Source organism: Janthinobacterium sp. NKUCC08_JDC (assembly GCF_019345575.1).
Classification (GTDB): domain Bacteria; phylum Pseudomonadota; class Gammaproteobacteria; order Burkholderiales; family Burkholderiaceae_D; genus Janthinobacterium; species Janthinobacterium aestuarii.
In genome coordinates this window covers 1,026,847-1,041,057 of sequence record NZ_JAHKQW010000001.1, presented here as the reverse complement: position 1 = coordinate 1,041,057, position 14,211 = coordinate 1,026,847, and the positions used below count along the sequence as shown (strand labels likewise).

Sequence of the window (14,211 nt, the reverse complement as noted above, 5' to 3'; positions counted from 1 at the left end):
GTTTCGAAGGCTGGCGCAGGGGAGGCGGGAAGGGTGTGCGCGGCCGTGGCCGCGCGGGGGACGGCGGACTCAGGCGCCGGGCGGCAATTGGCCCAGCTGGTGCTTGGTGGCGTAGGCGTACAGTTCCAGGCGGTTGTACACGCCCAGCTTGCGGTAGATCGACGTCAGGTGATTGCGCAAGGTGTGTTCGGAGATGAACAGCTGGTCCGCCAGCAGCTTGGCCGGCGTGCCGCTGCCGTGCACCAGCGCGGCGATGATCTTTCTTTCCTTGAGGGTCAGGCTGGCGATGGCGATCGCTTGCGCCGAGCCGCCACCGGGCTGGGTCAGCTGCGTCAGCATGCGTCCCAGTATCGCGTGTTCCAGCCACAGCTCGCCCTGGTAGACCTTTTCGATGGCCTTCAGGACCATCTCCGCCGGCGCATCCTTGCTGACGATGCCGCGCGCGCCCTTGAGCACCGTCTGGTCCAGGACGGCCTGGTCGTGGCTGGCCGTCAGCACCAGCACGCGCGTGCCGCCGCTCTGCGCCAGCGCGGGCAGGATGGACAGCGAGCTGATGCCGCCCAGGTCCAGGTCCAGCACGATCACATCGGGTTGCAACGCTTTTGCCTGCTCCAGCGCCTCGGTGCCGTCGGAGGCCGTGGCGACCACGCGCATGCCCGAGTGCTCACCGCCGATCAGCCGCTCCAGGCCCCACAGCATGGTCTTGTGATCGTCCACCAGCATGACGCTGATGACATGGCTGGCCGGTGGCATGTGGCGTAAGTCATTCATATGGGGATCTCGATCTGCACGGAGGTGTTGCCCAGCATGCCATGCGTGACGCGGGCCGTGCCGCCGAGGGCGGCGGCGCGCTCGGCCAGCGAGTCGGGCAGGAAATCGGGGACGTGCGCGGCGGCGCATTCGTTGTCGATGCTGATGTGCAGCGCGCCCTGCACGCAGGTCAGCTTGACGGCGCCGTGGCGCGCCGACGTATGCTTGCGGATATTGCTCATGCCCTCGTTGACGATCTGGAACACCTCGGCCGCCAGGCGGTCGTTGATGTGCAGGTCGCCTTCGATCTGCAGGGCGATGTCGATGCCATAGAATTCGCGGATCTGCGTGGCCTGGCGGCGCAGCGCCACCAGCAGTTCCGGCTCGCTTTGCACTTGCCCGTTCTTGAACGTGCGCGCGTAGCTGCGCAGGTCGGCGATCACCTGGCCCGACATGATGATCAGTTTTTCCAGTTCCGGCAGCAGCGGATTGCCCGGCGTGGCTTCGTTGCGCAAGGCGGCCAGGCCGTGGCGCAAGCCGATATACGGCTGCACGGCCGTGTCATGCAGGTCGCGCGCGATCTTTTCGCGTTCGCGCGAGGCCGCCTGCGACGCCAGCCGGTCGAGCAGGTTGATGTTTTCGATGACGGGAAACGCCTGCGCGCCGATATGGCTGAGAAACAGGGCGTCCGTCTTGCTCATGCTGGTGGCGGAGACGATAAAGATGCGGCCTTTGCCATTGCGCAGGGGCAGTGGCGCGCTGATGAAGGCGTGCGCTTCGAGCAGCTCGGCCAGGCGGGCGCCCGCCGCGTCGTCATGCCGCAGCCAGCGTCCGCTGTCGGGCTCGAGCATGCGCGCGCCGCCTATCCACGGCAGCCAGGGGCCGGCGGGCTGGTTGTACAGCGCGATTTTATCGTGCGGGAAAGCGAGCAGGGGACTGGCCGCGTCGTCGCTGAGGAGCGAGCTGGTGTGTACGACGCCCGTTGCCGTTTGCAGCACGCTGCGCAGCGACCAGACCCGCGTGCCCTTGTCCTGCATGATCAGCAGGCAGCTGCGGCCGTTGAAATAACTGCGGGTTTTTTCCAGCACCGAGGTAATGGTCTGGTCGACGCCGAAGCGCGGATTGGACAGCTGGCTGACATCGCGCAGCAGCGCCAGGTGGCTGCGCTGCGTGATGGCCGAACCGCCCCAGTAGGCGATCATGTAGCCGAGCGCCAGCAGGAAGGTGGTGCGCAGCAGCAGGCGCGACAGTTCCGCATCCGTTTCGCCGAACAGGGCAGTCGCGGCGAACAGGCCGGCCGAAGCGAGGGTGACGCGCGCGCCTTCCTCGAAGCCACGCTGGAACGACGAGGTCAGGATGGCAAAGAAAAAAAACAGGAAGAATAAAGTGTTGTGGCTGCTGGTGGAAAACACGATCAGCGCATACCAGGCCACGTCGAGCCAGTACAGCAAGATATCCTGGGGCAGGCTGAGGCCCAGCACGGCCAGCACGTAGAGCAGCAGGCTGTGCATGGTGTAGGCGGAAAAGATCAGCCAGGTAATCTTGCTCAGCTTGCCGGCGCTTTCGGGATCGATGAACAGGGTCAGCAAGGTGGCGCTCGACAGCAGCAGGCGCATGCCGTTCACCATGGTCGTATCCATGCCAGCACCCGGCAAGCCGGATTTGAGGGGAGGATCGAGTTTCACAAGCGCTCCTGGCCGTGTCCCGCATGGTGAGCCATGCGCAGGGATAGATACCACAGATAAATTCTTGTTGTTGTTGCTGCAATCACTGACGAGTCTACGCACACGCCGTAAAGATGTCTACTGGAATCCTTTGTCCGGCGTTGCTTTTTTTATAGCGGCTGCACCATCACGCGGTTGCGCCCCGCGCCCTTGGCCAGGTACAGGGCGCGGTCGGCGGCGCCGATCAGGGCGGCGATGGTCGGCTGCTGCTGCGGGTGCTGGGTGGCGATGCCGATGCTGACCGTAATGTGCTTGACCTCATTGCCCGTCTTGGCATGCGGAATGCGCAGCCCGGCCGCCCGTTCGCGGATCGCCTCGGCCATGCGCAGCGCCTGCGCCGCGTCCGTGTCGGGCAGGATGGCGGCAAATTCCTCGCCGCCATAGCGCGCCAGCAAGTCGGTGGGGCGCTGCAGCATGGCGGCCAGTTCGGCCGCCACTCGTATCAGGCAATCATCACCTTGCTGGTGACCGTAATGGTCGTTGTAATCCTTGAAATGGTCGATGTCGATCATCAGCAGCGACAGGGGGCTGCCCGTGCGCATGGCGCGCCGCATTTCCTTTTCGATCGCCACGTCGAAGTGGCGGCGGTTGGCGATGCCCGTCAAGCCGTCGGCAAAGGTTTGTGAACGCAACACCATGGTTTGTTCGCGCAGCAGCTTTTCGCGGCCCACGGCGATGGTCACATCATTGATCTGGATCAGGCAGTGGCGCGGCGAACCGGGCAAATTGATCGGCGTGACGGCAATCGCCTGCTGCATGCGCTCCCGGCCTTCGGCCGCGCCATGCGTGTACAGGGGGAATGGCGCCTTGTGCAGGGTTTGCGACAGCAGCGACTGGAAATTGTCGCGCAGGGCCTGGGTGATGGCCGAGGCTATGCGCTTGTGGCGCAGTTCAGGATAGACGGCAAAGAAATCCTGGCCCAGCACGGCGTCGGCCTGGCACGCCGAGTGGCGCGCCATCCAGTGGTTCCACAGCACGATGCGGTGCTGTTCGTCGAGCACGATGGCGCCCAGGTTGACGGCGCCGAGTATGCTCTCGAGCAGGGCGAGTCGGTGCAAGGCCTCCGGCATGATCGTCACGCCTGTCCCAGGACCTTGGCCAGATAGCGGCTGACCTGCTGCTTCAGGTCGTGCAAGGCGGACAGGTCGAGCACGAATGCCACATAACCGTGGATCTGGTGCTTGGACAGCACGAAGTCGATATGCAGCATCAGCACGACGGCGTCGTCATCGTCGCCGCCGAACGAGGACAGGATTTCCGCGCTGGTGCCCACGTGGTACAGGGGCAGCGAGCCGTGCAGTTCACTGTCGAACAGGTTGGCCAAAGTTCCCACGCAGGAATTGAGGATGATGTTGCCGATTTCGCTCATCGCCTCCTGTTCCATTTCCGTCAGTTCCTGCAGCGGCATGGCGTCGCCCACCATCAGGCGCACGATTTCCAGGCTCTTGTCTTCGGGGAACATCAATATGGCTTCGGTGGCGAAGGCGCCATCGTAATGCTGGCTGACGCCGCAGATGCGTTCGCCATCCTTCTTGCTGCCCAGCAAGGCAGCCGCGTCGGCACGATTCAGGAAGGTGATCGACGGCACCGACATGGTGACTTCTTCATTGACGATTTCGCTCATCGCGGCGGCCGCATGGCCCACCCCGATGTTGAATATCTCTACGAGGGCATCGTTTTCGAGTTCGGAGAGATTGACCATGCTCACAGTCCCAGTGACGCGATCAGCTGGTGGATGCGCGTTTCCGTGATCGGTTTTTCCATGAAGCCGACGCCGAGCTCAGTGGCGCGGTTGCGGATGGCGTTTTGCACGTTGGCCGTGACGAGAATGATGTGCGTTTGCGGGCACAGCGCGCGCAATTGTTCCGCCGCCGCCACGCCGCCCATGCCGGGCATGTTGACATCCAGTAATATCAGCACAGGGCTGACAGTCTTGACTTTTTCCAGGGCTTCTTCACCGGTCGCCGCCTCAATTACTTGCCAGTCGGCATGTTTGCTGAGGATGAACTGATGCGACATCAAACGTGAAACCCGGCTGTCATCGACAACAAGTACCTGTTTACTGTGATTCATGTGCTATTCCTGGAACGTCATATCGGGCAATCGTGCCATTTTCGCATATTTTAGAGTGCATAGAGAGTAATTGGCTGGGAATTGCCCTGGGGCAAAGGTTTCCAGCTTGGCTGTTGTATTCCATCGCATGGCCCGTCATCATGGCCGGCTGGCCGGGCTGGCAATCCGTTAAAATAGCGGCATTCCCCACTTTAGCCTTTTTTTGCCATGACCCAAGACGAATTGAAGCAAGCCGTAGCCCGCGCCGCCATTAACTATGTGGTGGACGGTGAAATCATCGGTGTCGGCACCGGTTCCACCGCCAACTTTTTCATCGATGAACTGGCCAAGATCAAGGACCGTATCAAGGGGACGGTCGCGTCGTCCGAAGCGACGGCCGCGCGCCTGGCAGGCCATGGCATTCCCGTCTTCGACCTGAACGACGTCGAATCGATCGCCGTCTACATCGACGGCGCCGATGAAATCACGGCCAGCGGTGCCATGATCAAGGGTGGCGGCGCGGCATTGACGCGTGAAAAGATCGTCGCGTCCGTCGCGAAACAGTTCGTCTGCATCGCCGACGGCTCCAAGCTGGTAGAAACCTTGGGCGCCTTCCCGCTGCCCGTGGAAGTGGTGCCGATGGCGCGTGCCGCCGTGTCGCGCCAGCTGGCCGCACTGGGCGGCACGCCCCGCTTGCGCCTGAAGGCGGGCAGCGATCAAGCGTTCATTACGGATAACGGCGGCGAGATCATCGACGTGCTGGGCTTGAAAATTGCCGACCCGGTGGCGCTGGAACAGCAGATCAACCAGATCGTCGGCGTCATCGCCGTCGGCCTGTTCGCCGTGCGCGGCGCGAATGTCTGCCTGCTGGGCATGCCGGAAGGCGTGCGTACTTTGGCATACTAAGTTGATAGCCGGCGTTGCCGGCATCTAGACTTGGCTTACACGGCGGCCCCTTGCGGGCCGCTTGTCATAGGTGCCTGGCGGTACACGGCCACAGTGCGCAGCAAGCCGCCGATGAAGAGGCCGCTGAAGCAGCCATAGGCGAGGCAGACTGGTGCGATGAAGCCGGTCGCGTGGGCATAGGCTGGCGCGATGACCAGGGTCACGGCCACCGCATATTTCATGCAGAAGATACTCATCATCAAGATCAATGGCACCCAGCTGCCGGGACGCCGCACGCTGCTCCGTTCGGGAATGGCGACGATCTTGCGCGTATCGGTCAGCGTCCACGCCAGCGCAGCACCGGCCAGGGCGCCGATTGTCCAGGCGAACGGCGCCACGCCATGGAAGCCGAAACAGCCATGCACGCCGCTCAGCGACAGCGCCAGCATCACCAGCGGAATGATGCACAGCTTGCGCAAGGTCACTTCGCGCGCACGGCTGGCCAGCACGCCACGGTAGACGAGAAAGCCCAGGATGGCCCAGACGTAGAGGGGAGTGTGGCTGAAGATTTGCTGCAACATGGTGTCCGCCTTGGAATGAGGTTGTCGATGGACGTACTGTGCCAGCGGGCGGCATGGGCGGCGAGCGGTGTGCGATGAAACGGGGAGGCGGTGCCGTGAAACGGCGGAGGCGGGCGTGAAACGCAGGCGAAACTGCCCGTGACGTGGTCACGGGCAAGCGATAAAACTTATTCCGTTGGCGGCACGTAGCCCATGGCGGCATCGGCGCCATCGCCGAAGAAATGCTTTTCCATCTGCGTGGCCAGGTATTTGCGGGCGCGCGCGTCGGCCAGGTTCAGCCGGTTTTCATTGACCAGCATGGTCTGGTGCTTGAGCCAGGCAGCCCATGCTTCCTTCGACACGGATTCGTAAATCTTCTTGCCCAGTTCGCCCGGGTACGGCGGGAAATCCAATCCTTCGGCTTCCTTGTTGAGTTTGATGCAGTGGATCGTGCGGGCCATCTGTGCTCCTGAATCAGTGTAGAGATAAAGCGTGATTATAAGGCACTTTGCGCCTGCCCTCGCGGGGCCGTCGCGGCCTGGCGACACGCCGTTTGCCGCGCCCTTGCGCTGGATCAAATTTGATCTGCGCCGCCCCAGCTAGTAAGATGCCTTATCGCGCCAGCCGCTGGCTGCGCCTCTTCCAAGCAAGTAGTAACAATTAACCAATATGGAATCCCTATGACCTCAGTGAAAGTCCATGGCATCGACGTCAGCAATACGGGCAGCTTTGCGCTGTTTGGCGGCATCAACGTGCTCGAATCGCGCGATCTTGCCATGCGCGCCTGCGAAGAATATGTGCGCGTGACGCAAAAACTGGGCATTCCCTATGTGTTCAAGGCCAGCTTCGACAAGGCCAACCGTTCCTCGATCCATTCCTACCGCGGCCCGGGCCTGGAAGAAGGCATGCGCATCTTCCAGGACGTCAAGGCGGCGTTTGGCGTGCCCGTGATTACCGACGTGCATGAGCCATGGCAGGCGCAACAGGTGGCCGAAGTGGTCGACGTGCTGCAATTGCCCGCTTTCCTCGCGCGCCAGACGGACCTCGTCGTGGCCCTGGCGAAAACAGGCAAAGTCATCAACATCAAGAAGCCGCAATTTTTGAGCCCTGGCCAGATGGCCAATATCGTCGAGAAATTCAAGGAAGCGGGCAATGATCAGCTGATCCTGTGCGACCGCGGCACCTGCCTCGGCTACGACAACCTGGTGGTCGACATGCTGGGCTTTGGCGTCATGAAGAAGACGTGCGACGACTTGCCCATCATCTTCGACGTCACGCACGCGCTGCAGCAGCGTGACCCCGGTGGCGCAGCGTCGGGCGGCCGCCGCCAGCAAGTGGCGGACCTGGCCCGCGCCGGCCTGGCCGTCGGCATCGCCGGCCTGTTCCTGGAAGCCCACCCTGATCCCGACAATGCCCGCTGCGACGGCCCCAGCGCCTTGCCGCTGGACCAGCTGGAACCATTCCTGGCGCAATTGAAGGCGCTCGACGACCTGGTCAAATCGTTTGCGCCGCTGAATATCAAATAACGGTTCCAATGTAAAAAGCCCGGCATGCCGGGCTTTTTCAGTTTTACAGGGTCTTGATCAGTACCTGCGACTTGCGCTGCCAGTTATACATATGCTGGCGGTCCTTCGGCAAGTCGTCGACGGTGGCTGGTACGAAACCGCGCTTCTTGAACCAGTGCGAGGTGCGCGTGGTCAGCACGAACAGTTTGTTCAGACCGGCGGCGCGCGCGCGGTTTTCCATGTGTTTCAGGATGCGTTCGCCGTCGCCCTGGGCTTGCACTTCCGGGTTGACCGTCAGGCATGCCATTTCCGCCATCTTTTGCGCGGGGAACGGGTACAGGGCGGCGCAGCCGAAGATCACGCCATCATGCTCGATGACGGAGAAATAATCGATTTCGCGTTCGATCAGCTCGCGGCCCCGTTTGACGAGGGTGCCGTCCGCTTCCAGCGGTTCGATCAGTTTGATGATGCCGCCCACGTCTTCGATGGTGGCCTGGCGCAGGCTTTCCAGGTTTTCATGGCTGATCATGGTGCCCACGCCATCATGGGTAAACAATTCCAGCAGGGCCGAGCCATCCATCGAGAACGGCACGATGTGCGAGCGCTCGACGCCGTTGTGGCAGGCCTTGACGCAATGTTTCAAATAAAACGCCGTGGCGTCGGGCAGGAAGCCGGCCATCAGTACGGCTTCGGCCTGGTGCGACGACAGTTCGCGGATTTCCACGCCCGTCGCGTCTTCCATCATTGGCGTTTCGGTAATGAAAATCAGTTTATCCGCGTGCAGGGCGATGGCGGCGCTGCAAGCCACGTCTTCCATGGTGAGGTTGAACGCTTCACCGGTAGGCGAGAAGCCCAGCGGCGAGAGCAGCACCAGGCCGTCCGAACCGAGGATGGAATGGATGGTTTCGGCGTCGACCTTGCGCGTGATGCCCGTCAGTTCCAGGTCCACGCCATCGATCACGCCCAGCGGGCGTGCCGTGATGAAGTTGCCTGAAATGATACGGATGGCCGCATGCGACATGGGCGTGTTCGGCAAGCCCTGGCTGAACGCGGCCTCGATATCGAGGCGCAGCTCGCCGGCGGCTTCCTTCGCGCATTCCAGCGCGGCGATGTCCGTGATGCGCACGCCATTATGGAAGCGGCCTTCGACGTTACGCAAGGCCAGCTGTTCGGCCACCTGCGGCCGTGAGCCGTAGACAACGGTGACATTGATGTCCAGCGCATGCAGCAGGGACAAATCATGGGCCAGCACCTGCAGCGCCCCGGCGCTGACGAGTTCACCGGGGAAGGCGACCACGAAGGTCTTGCCGCGAAAGGCGTGGATGTAGGGCGCGACGGAGCGCAGCCATTGGACGAATTGGGTAGGGTTTTCCATTAAGCGCATTATAATTCGCTGCGCGATGTGCGCGCTTAAAATACCTGTAAAAAACAATGTCTTCAGCCAGCAATAAGTCTTCCCCTCCTTCCAACGTTGCAAATGTGCCCGCCGGCGGGGATGTTTCCGCGCCTGCCGCCACGCCTGCGCAGGGCCGCCAGCGCCCGCCCGTGAGCCAGCAAAGGCAGCAGCCGCCGCGCGCGGAACAACAGAAACAGCAACAGCAGCAGCGTGCGCCGCGCCCGCCGCGTGAGGGACAGCCGCCGCGCAATGACCAGGCTAGCCGCGAAGAGCGCGAAAGCCGTGACGCAGCCCGCGCCGCGCGCGAAGCGGAAAAGGCTTTCCGCAATCCGCTGCCACCGATCACGTATCCGGAAGACTTGCCCGTCTCGGGCCGGCGCGCGGAAATCGCCAAGGCCTTGCTGGAAAACCAGGTGATCATCGTCTCGGGCGAGACGGGTTCCGGCAAGACGACCCAATTGCCGAAGATTTGCCTGGAATTGGGACGCGGACAGAAGGGCATGATCGGCCACACGCAGCCGCGGCGTATCGCCGCCTCGTCGACGGCCAAGCGCATTGCGCAGGAGCTGGGCACGCCGCTGGGCGAAACCGTGGGCTTCAAGGTGCGCTTTACCGATACCCTGAGCCGTGGCGCGTCCGTCAAGCTGATGACGGACGGTATCTTGCTGGCCGAGACGCAGACCGACCCGTTGTTGAAAAATTACGACACCATCATCATCGACGAAGCGCACGAACGCAGCCTGAACATCGACTTCCTGCTCGGCTACCTGAAACAGCTGCTGCCGCGCCGGCCCGATCTGAAAATCATCATCACGTCGGCCACCATCGATGCGGAGCGCTTCTCGCGCCATTTCGGCACGTCGGAAAAACCGGCCCCCGTGATCGAAGTGTCGGGCCGTTTGTACCAGGTGGAAGTGCGCTACCGCCCCGTGGAGCGCGAGCAGGTGGCCATGCCTGGTGCCGCCAACCCTGACAAACCTGGCCAGCGCACGGCGAATGTACGTGTAGCTGCGCGTGAAAAGCGCGACCTGATGGATGCCGTCGTCGATGGCGTGGAAGAACTGTGCCGCATCGGCTCGGGCGACGTGCTGGTGTTCCTGCCGGGCGAGCGCGAAATCCGCGACTGCGCCGAAGCACTGCGCAAGCACCACCCGCCGCATGTGGAAATCCTGCCCCTGTTCGCGCGCCTGTCGGCCGAAGAGCAGGAGCGCGTGTTTAAAACCAGCAATGCGCGCCGCATCGTGCTGGCCACCAACGTGGCGGAAACCTCGCTGACCGTGCCCGGTATCCGCTACGTGGTCGACGCGGGCCTGGCGCGGGTGAAACGCTACAGCTACCGCAATAAAGTCGAACAGTTGCAGGTCGAGCCGATCGCCCAGTCGGCCGCCAACCAGCGTGCCGGGCGTTGCGGCCGCGTGGCCGATGGCGTGTGTATTCGCCTATATGAAGAGCAGGATTATCTTCTGCGCCCGAAATTCACGGAGCCGGAAATCCTGCGCTCCTCGCTGGCCGCCGTCATCCTGCGCATGAAGTCCTTGCACCTGACGGATGTGGAAACCTTCCCCTTCATCGAGCCGCCGCTGGCGCGCGCGATCGCCGACGGCTACCAGTTGCTGCAGGAGCTGGGCGCCGTCGATGAAGTCAATAAACTCACACCGCTGGGCAACAAGCTGGCCAAGCTGCCGCTCGACCCGCGCGTGGGCCGCATGATACTCGCCGCGCTCGATAACGCGTGCTTGAGCGAAGTGCTGATCGTCGCCTCGGCCCTGTCCGTGCAAGACCCGCGCGACCGCCCGATGGAACACCAGCAGGCGGCCGACGAGGCGCACAAGAAGTTCGCCGATGAAAAATCGGAATTCTTGAGCTACCTGAAAATCTGGCGCTGGTTCGAGTCCGCCATCGAGCACAAGAAAACCAACCGCCAGCTGCAAGACAATTGCCGCACGAATTTCCTGTCGCAGATGCGCCTGCGCGAATGGCGCGACGTGCATTCGCAGCTGCTGACCATCGTCAAGGAGCAGGGCTGGCGATTGAACGAAGCGCCGGCCACCTACGACAACCTGCACATGGCCTTGCTGACCGGTTTGCTGGGCAATATCGGCTTCAAGGGCGAGGACGAACCGGGTGCCGGGTATCTGGGCGCGCGCGGCATCAAGTTCCATATCTGGCCCGGTTCCTCGCTGCTGAAAAAGCCGGGCAAGTGGATCATGGCGGCCGAACTGGTCGACACGACGCGTTTGTACGCGCGCTGCGTGGCGCAGATCCAGCCCGAGTGGCTGGAAAAAGTCGGCGAGCATCTGCTGAAGAAATCGTGGGGCGAGCCGCGCTGGGAAAAACGCTCGGCGCAGGTGACGGCGTCGGAACGGGCGACCCTGTACGGCCTGGTGGTGTATAGCCAGCGCCGCATCAATTACGGCAATTTCAATTTGCCGGAAGCGCGCGAAATCTTCATCCGCGATGCCTTGGTCGGCGGCGACTTCGATACGCGCGCGCCGTTCTTTGCGCACAACCACAAGCTGATCAAGGACATCGAAAACCTCGAGCACAAGTCGCGCCGCCTGGACGTGCTGGTCGACGATGAACTGATCGCCGCCTTCTACGACCAGCTGCTGCCGGCCGACGTGTGCAATGGCGCCGGTTTTGAAAAGTGGCACAAGGAGGCGACGCGCGACAACCCGAAGCTGCTGTACCTGAATCGCGAAGAGCTGATGCGCCATGAGGCGGCCGGCGTGACGACGGACCTGTTCCCGAAAACCATGTCCGTGACGGGCCTGGAAATGGGCCTGACGTACCACTTCGAGCCGGGCAGTGTGCGCGATGGCGTGACCTTGGCCGTGCCGCTGTATGCCTTGAACCAGTTGCCGCGCGAGCGCTGCGAATGGCTGGTGCCGGGCATGCTGAAGGAAAAGGTGCATCTGCTGCTCAAATCCCTGCCGCAAAAGCTGCGCCGTCACTGCGTGCCGCTGCCTGATTACGCGGCGAAATTCTGCGAGCGCGTGCATGCAGCGGGCGTGTTTGGCCGCGGTGACTTGATCGACGCCATCATCGCAGACATCCGCACGCAGATCACGATCAATGTGCTGACGACGGACTTCAAGCCGGAAACCCTGCCTGCCCATCACTTCATGAATTTCAAGGTGATCGACGAGCATGGCCGCCAGCTGGACATGGGCCGCAACCTGGCCACCTTGCAGGCGGAATTCGGCGGCCAGGCGCGCCAGAGTTTTCAGAAACTGGCCGAAGTGTCGGGCGTTTCCGGCACGGGCACGCCCGGTGCCAAGGTGGCGGGTGCGCAAGTGGCATCGCGGCTGCAGGCGCAGGCGCAGGGCGCCGCCGCCAACGCGACGGCAGGCAAGGGCGGCGCGCCGACCAAGGGTGCTGCCGTTGCTGCCGCGCCAGCGTCCGGCAATGCCACCGTCTCGCAGCACATGGGCTTGACGGGCTGGACCTTTGGTGAATTGCCGGAGTTGCTCGAAATCGTGCAGGGCAAGCTGACCCTGATCGGCTTCCCCGCGCTGGTCGACAAGGGCACGCATTGCGACCTGGAAGTGTTTGACGACCCGACTGTGGCCGCCCGCACGCACAAGATCGGTTTGCGCCGTTTGTTCGCGCTGCAAATGAAGGAGCAGATCAAATACGTCGAGAAAAGCATCCCCGGTTTGCAGCAGATGGGTATGCAATTCATGGCCCTGGGGTCGCAGGAAGAGCTGCGCGAGCAAATCATCAACAAGGCGCTCGACATCGCCTGCCTGCAAGATCCGCTGCCGCTGGACGCCGCCTCGTTCGCCAAGCGCCAGGCGGAGGGCAAGTCACGTTTGGTCTTGCTGGTCAATGAAATCGCCCGTTTGCTGTCGCAAGTGCTGACGGAATTCCACGGCTTGCCCAAGCGCCTGCAGAATATTCCCGCAGCGGCCGCTACCGATATCCAGTCGCAGCTGCAGGGCCTCGTGCATAAACGCTTCCTGACGGAAAACGAATACACGCAACTGGCGCATTTCCCCCGCTATCTGAAGGCGATCAACGTGCGTCTGGAAAAGCTGCGCGCCGACCCCGCGCGCGACACCAAGTTGATGGCCGAATGGCAATCGGCCGCCGCGCCGTACTTGCGCCAGGCCAAGGACCGCCAGGCCGGCAAGAACACGGACCCGAAACTGGTCGACTTCCGCTGGATGCTGGAAGAACTGCGCGTGTCGCTGTTTGCGCAGGAGTTACGGACGCCGATGCCGGTGTCTGCCAAACGCCTGCAGAAGGTATGGGAGTCGATGCAGCGGTGATGGCGCCTCTATAAACCTACTGCGCAGCTCACTATCGCGTCGGCGTTGCTCACCGTACTAGAGTACGGTTGCGCTACTCAACGCGATATTGAACTTGCTCGCTACGGTTTCTAGAGGCGCCTTGACGCTAACGATGGGCAGCAACATGCTCCGCTAATCCATCCTACCCGACCTACCCGGCTCAAGTGCGCTTGTTGAGATCATCATCATCGCTGAGCGAGGAGCGCGAGCCCAGATCGCCGAGGTCGCCCTGGCTGCTGCCCGTGCCGGCGCGGCTGCCGCTCATGGAGCTGCCGGTCAGGCTGCCTTCGCTGCCCGATTGCAGGCTGGCGCCGCTGCGCAGGTCGCTGCCGGATGGCATATGGCCTGCCATGCTGCCGTAGCGCGTGCCGCTGCCATAGAATGCTTCCATCTGCTGGTTCCATGCTTCGCTGCCCATGTCGGGCCAGTTGTCCTTGTCGAAGCCGGGAGCGTTTTTCAGCAAGTCTTTGTCGACGTTCAGCAGGAAGCGCTTGTTGACGGTGTCCAGGGTCAGACGTTCCCAAGGCACGGCAAACAGCTTGTCGCCCATGCCCAGGACGCCGCCGAAGGACAGCACGGCGTAGGCGATCTGGCCGGTGCGCATGTCGAGCATGATTTCCTTGATGTCGCCCAGCTCCTCGTCTTCGTGATTGTAGACATCGTCCCCGATCAGGGTATCGGCCCCCATCAGGGCCGGCCCCGGGCCGTCGTGGTTACGGTACATGCCCAGGATGTCGCGGTCCAGATAGCTCATGGTGTTCTCTCCTCGTGTGAAGTGCTGATTGAACATCCAGATTAAGCATACGCACTATGTGGCGTTTGATCTGCCTCAATGGTGCTAAGTAACCCCCAATAAATTATTATGATTTCTGACTTCCATAACCGGCGCTCTGCGGCGTTGCCCGCTGCTAGCAGTGCTCGCACTGCGTCGCAGTGGGCGCCTTGCATAGCATCCGGTTCTGTTCGTCATAAATTCACAATAATTTCCTGAGGATTACTTAGCGGCACTTTTATCGGTGTGCAAACGTACGGTGCTGTCAGCCA

At 62.2% G+C, this 14,211-nt stretch carries 12 protein-coding genes; 3 read left to right on the top strand and 9 right to left on the bottom strand.

Annotated features, from left to right (window positions below; all coding sequences use genetic code 11):
- Positions 1 to 69 precede the first annotated feature (69 nt).
- The 5 genes from KO538_RS04785 to KO538_RS04765 form a co-directional block, all read right to left on the bottom strand.
- Positions 70 to 771: a response regulator transcription factor gene (locus KO538_RS04785; protein ID WP_235194204.1), complete on the bottom strand. Its 702-nt coding sequence runs from the start codon at positions 769 to 771 to the stop codon at positions 70 to 72.
- Entirely contained in the window at positions 768 to 2,435 is a 1,668-nt protein-coding gene (locus KO538_RS29740) for a sensor histidine kinase (RefSeq protein ID WP_139143401.1), read from the bottom strand. Before KO538_RS29740 ends, KO538_RS04785 begins: the two co-directional genes overlap by 4 nt.
- Before the next feature lie 149 nt (positions 2,436 to 2,584).
- Positions 2,585 to 3,544 (bottom strand): sensor domain-containing diguanylate cyclase, encoded by a 960-nt coding sequence (locus KO538_RS04775; protein ID WP_034750954.1) that lies wholly within the window; start codon positions 3,542 to 3,544, stop codon positions 2,585 to 2,587.
- 5 nt (positions 3,545 to 3,549) lie between these two features.
- Positions 3,550 to 4,176 (bottom strand): chemotaxis protein CheC, encoded by a 627-nt coding sequence (locus KO538_RS04770; protein ID WP_034750807.1) that lies wholly within the window; start codon positions 4,174 to 4,176, stop codon positions 3,550 to 3,552.
- Between the two features lie 2 nt (positions 4,177 to 4,178).
- Positions 4,179 to 4,547, bottom strand: a complete 369-nt coding sequence (locus KO538_RS04765) for a response regulator (RefSeq protein WP_034750804.1) — start codon at positions 4,545 to 4,547, stop codon at positions 4,179 to 4,181.
- Positions 4,548 to 4,754: 207 nt separating this feature from the next.
- Here KO538_RS04765 and rpiA point away from each other — a divergent pair, with 207 nt between their 5' ends.
- Entirely contained in the window at positions 4,755 to 5,432 is a 678-nt protein-coding gene (rpiA, locus tag KO538_RS04760; RefSeq protein WP_034750801.1) for a ribose-5-phosphate isomerase RpiA, read from the top strand.
- A gap of 35 nt (positions 5,433 to 5,467) precedes the next feature.
- Here the strand turns inward: rpiA and KO538_RS04755 are convergent, their stop codons facing one another.
- Together KO538_RS04755 and KO538_RS04750 are read right to left on the bottom strand one after the other, a co-directional pair.
- Positions 5,468 to 5,992 (bottom strand): DUF6622 family protein, encoded by a 525-nt coding sequence (locus tag KO538_RS04755; protein WP_219327604.1) that lies wholly within the window; start codon positions 5,990 to 5,992, stop codon positions 5,468 to 5,470.
- A 167-nt stretch (positions 5,993 to 6,159) separates the two neighbouring features.
- Positions 6,160 to 6,432: an oxidative damage protection protein gene (locus tag KO538_RS04750; RefSeq protein WP_034750797.1), complete on the bottom strand. Its 273-nt coding sequence runs from the start codon at positions 6,430 to 6,432 to the stop codon at positions 6,160 to 6,162.
- A 219-nt stretch (positions 6,433 to 6,651) separates the two neighbouring features.
- Here KO538_RS04750 and kdsA point away from each other — a divergent pair, with 219 nt between their 5' ends.
- The gene (kdsA, locus tag KO538_RS04745; RefSeq protein ID WP_034750794.1) at positions 6,652 to 7,497 is read left to right on the top strand and encodes a 3-deoxy-8-phosphooctulonate synthase; all 846 of its coding nucleotides are present in this window, start codon (positions 6,652 to 6,654) and stop codon (positions 7,495 to 7,497) included.
- Between the two features lie 43 nt (positions 7,498 to 7,540).
- Here kdsA and argA read toward each other — a convergent pair whose 3' ends face one another.
- On the bottom strand, positions 7,541 to 8,851 hold the full coding sequence (gene argA / locus KO538_RS04740; RefSeq protein WP_046685875.1) for an amino-acid N-acetyltransferase: 1,311 nt from the start codon (positions 8,849 to 8,851) through the stop codon (positions 7,541 to 7,543).
- Positions 8,852 to 8,907: 56 nt separating this feature from the next.
- Here argA and hrpA point away from each other — a divergent pair, with 56 nt between their 5' ends.
- A complete protein-coding gene (gene hrpA, locus KO538_RS04735; protein ID WP_051991102.1) occupies positions 8,908 to 13,146 on the top strand; it encodes an ATP-dependent RNA helicase HrpA in 4,239 nt (1,412 codons plus the stop codon).
- 181 nt (positions 13,147 to 13,327) lie between these two features.
- Here hrpA and KO538_RS04730 read toward each other — a convergent pair whose 3' ends face one another.
- Positions 13,328 to 13,921 carry a PRC-barrel domain-containing protein gene (locus tag KO538_RS04730; protein ID WP_034750787.1) on the bottom strand — a complete coding sequence of 198 codons (594 nt, stop codon included), beginning with the start codon at positions 13,919 to 13,921 and terminating at the stop codon, positions 13,328 to 13,330.
- Positions 13,922 to 14,211: the final 290 nt, after the last annotated feature.

Bases quoted from the DNA above. Each gene is read 5' to 3' on its own strand.
- KO538_RS04785 (WP_235194204.1), bottom strand. From the start codon at position 771: ATGAATGACTTACGCCACATGCCACCGGCCAGCCATGTCATCAGCGTC.
- KO538_RS04775 (WP_034750954.1), bottom strand. From the start codon at position 3,544: ATGCCGGAGGCCTTGCACCGACTCGCCCTGCTCGAGAGCATACTCGGC.
- KO538_RS04770 (WP_034750807.1), bottom strand. From the start codon at position 4,176: ATGGTCAATCTCTCCGAACTCGAAAACGATGCCCTCGTAGAGATATTC.
- KO538_RS04765 (WP_034750804.1), bottom strand. From the start codon at position 4,547: ATGAATCACAGTAAACAGGTACTTGTTGTCGATGACAGCCGGGTTTCA.
- rpiA (WP_034750801.1), top strand. From the start codon at position 4,755: ATGACCCAAGACGAATTGAAGCAAGCCGTAGCCCGCGCCGCCATTAAC.
- KO538_RS04755 (WP_219327604.1), bottom strand. From the start codon at position 5,992: ATGTTGCAGCAAATCTTCAGCCACACTCCCCTCTACGTCTGGGCCATC.
- KO538_RS04750 (WP_034750797.1), bottom strand. From the start codon at position 6,432: ATGGCCCGCACGATCCACTGCATCAAACTCAACAAGGAAGCCGAAGGA.
- kdsA (WP_034750794.1), top strand. From the start codon at position 6,652: ATGACCTCAGTGAAAGTCCATGGCATCGACGTCAGCAATACGGGCAGC.
- argA (WP_046685875.1), bottom strand. From the start codon at position 8,851: ATGGAAAACCCTACCCAATTCGTCCAATGGCTGCGCTCCGTCGCGCCC.
- hrpA (WP_051991102.1), top strand. From the start codon at position 8,908: ATGTCTTCAGCCAGCAATAAGTCTTCCCCTCCTTCCAACGTTGCAAAT.
- KO538_RS04730 (WP_034750787.1), bottom strand. From the start codon at position 13,921: ATGAGCTATCTGGACCGCGACATCCTGGGCATGTACCGTAACCACGAC.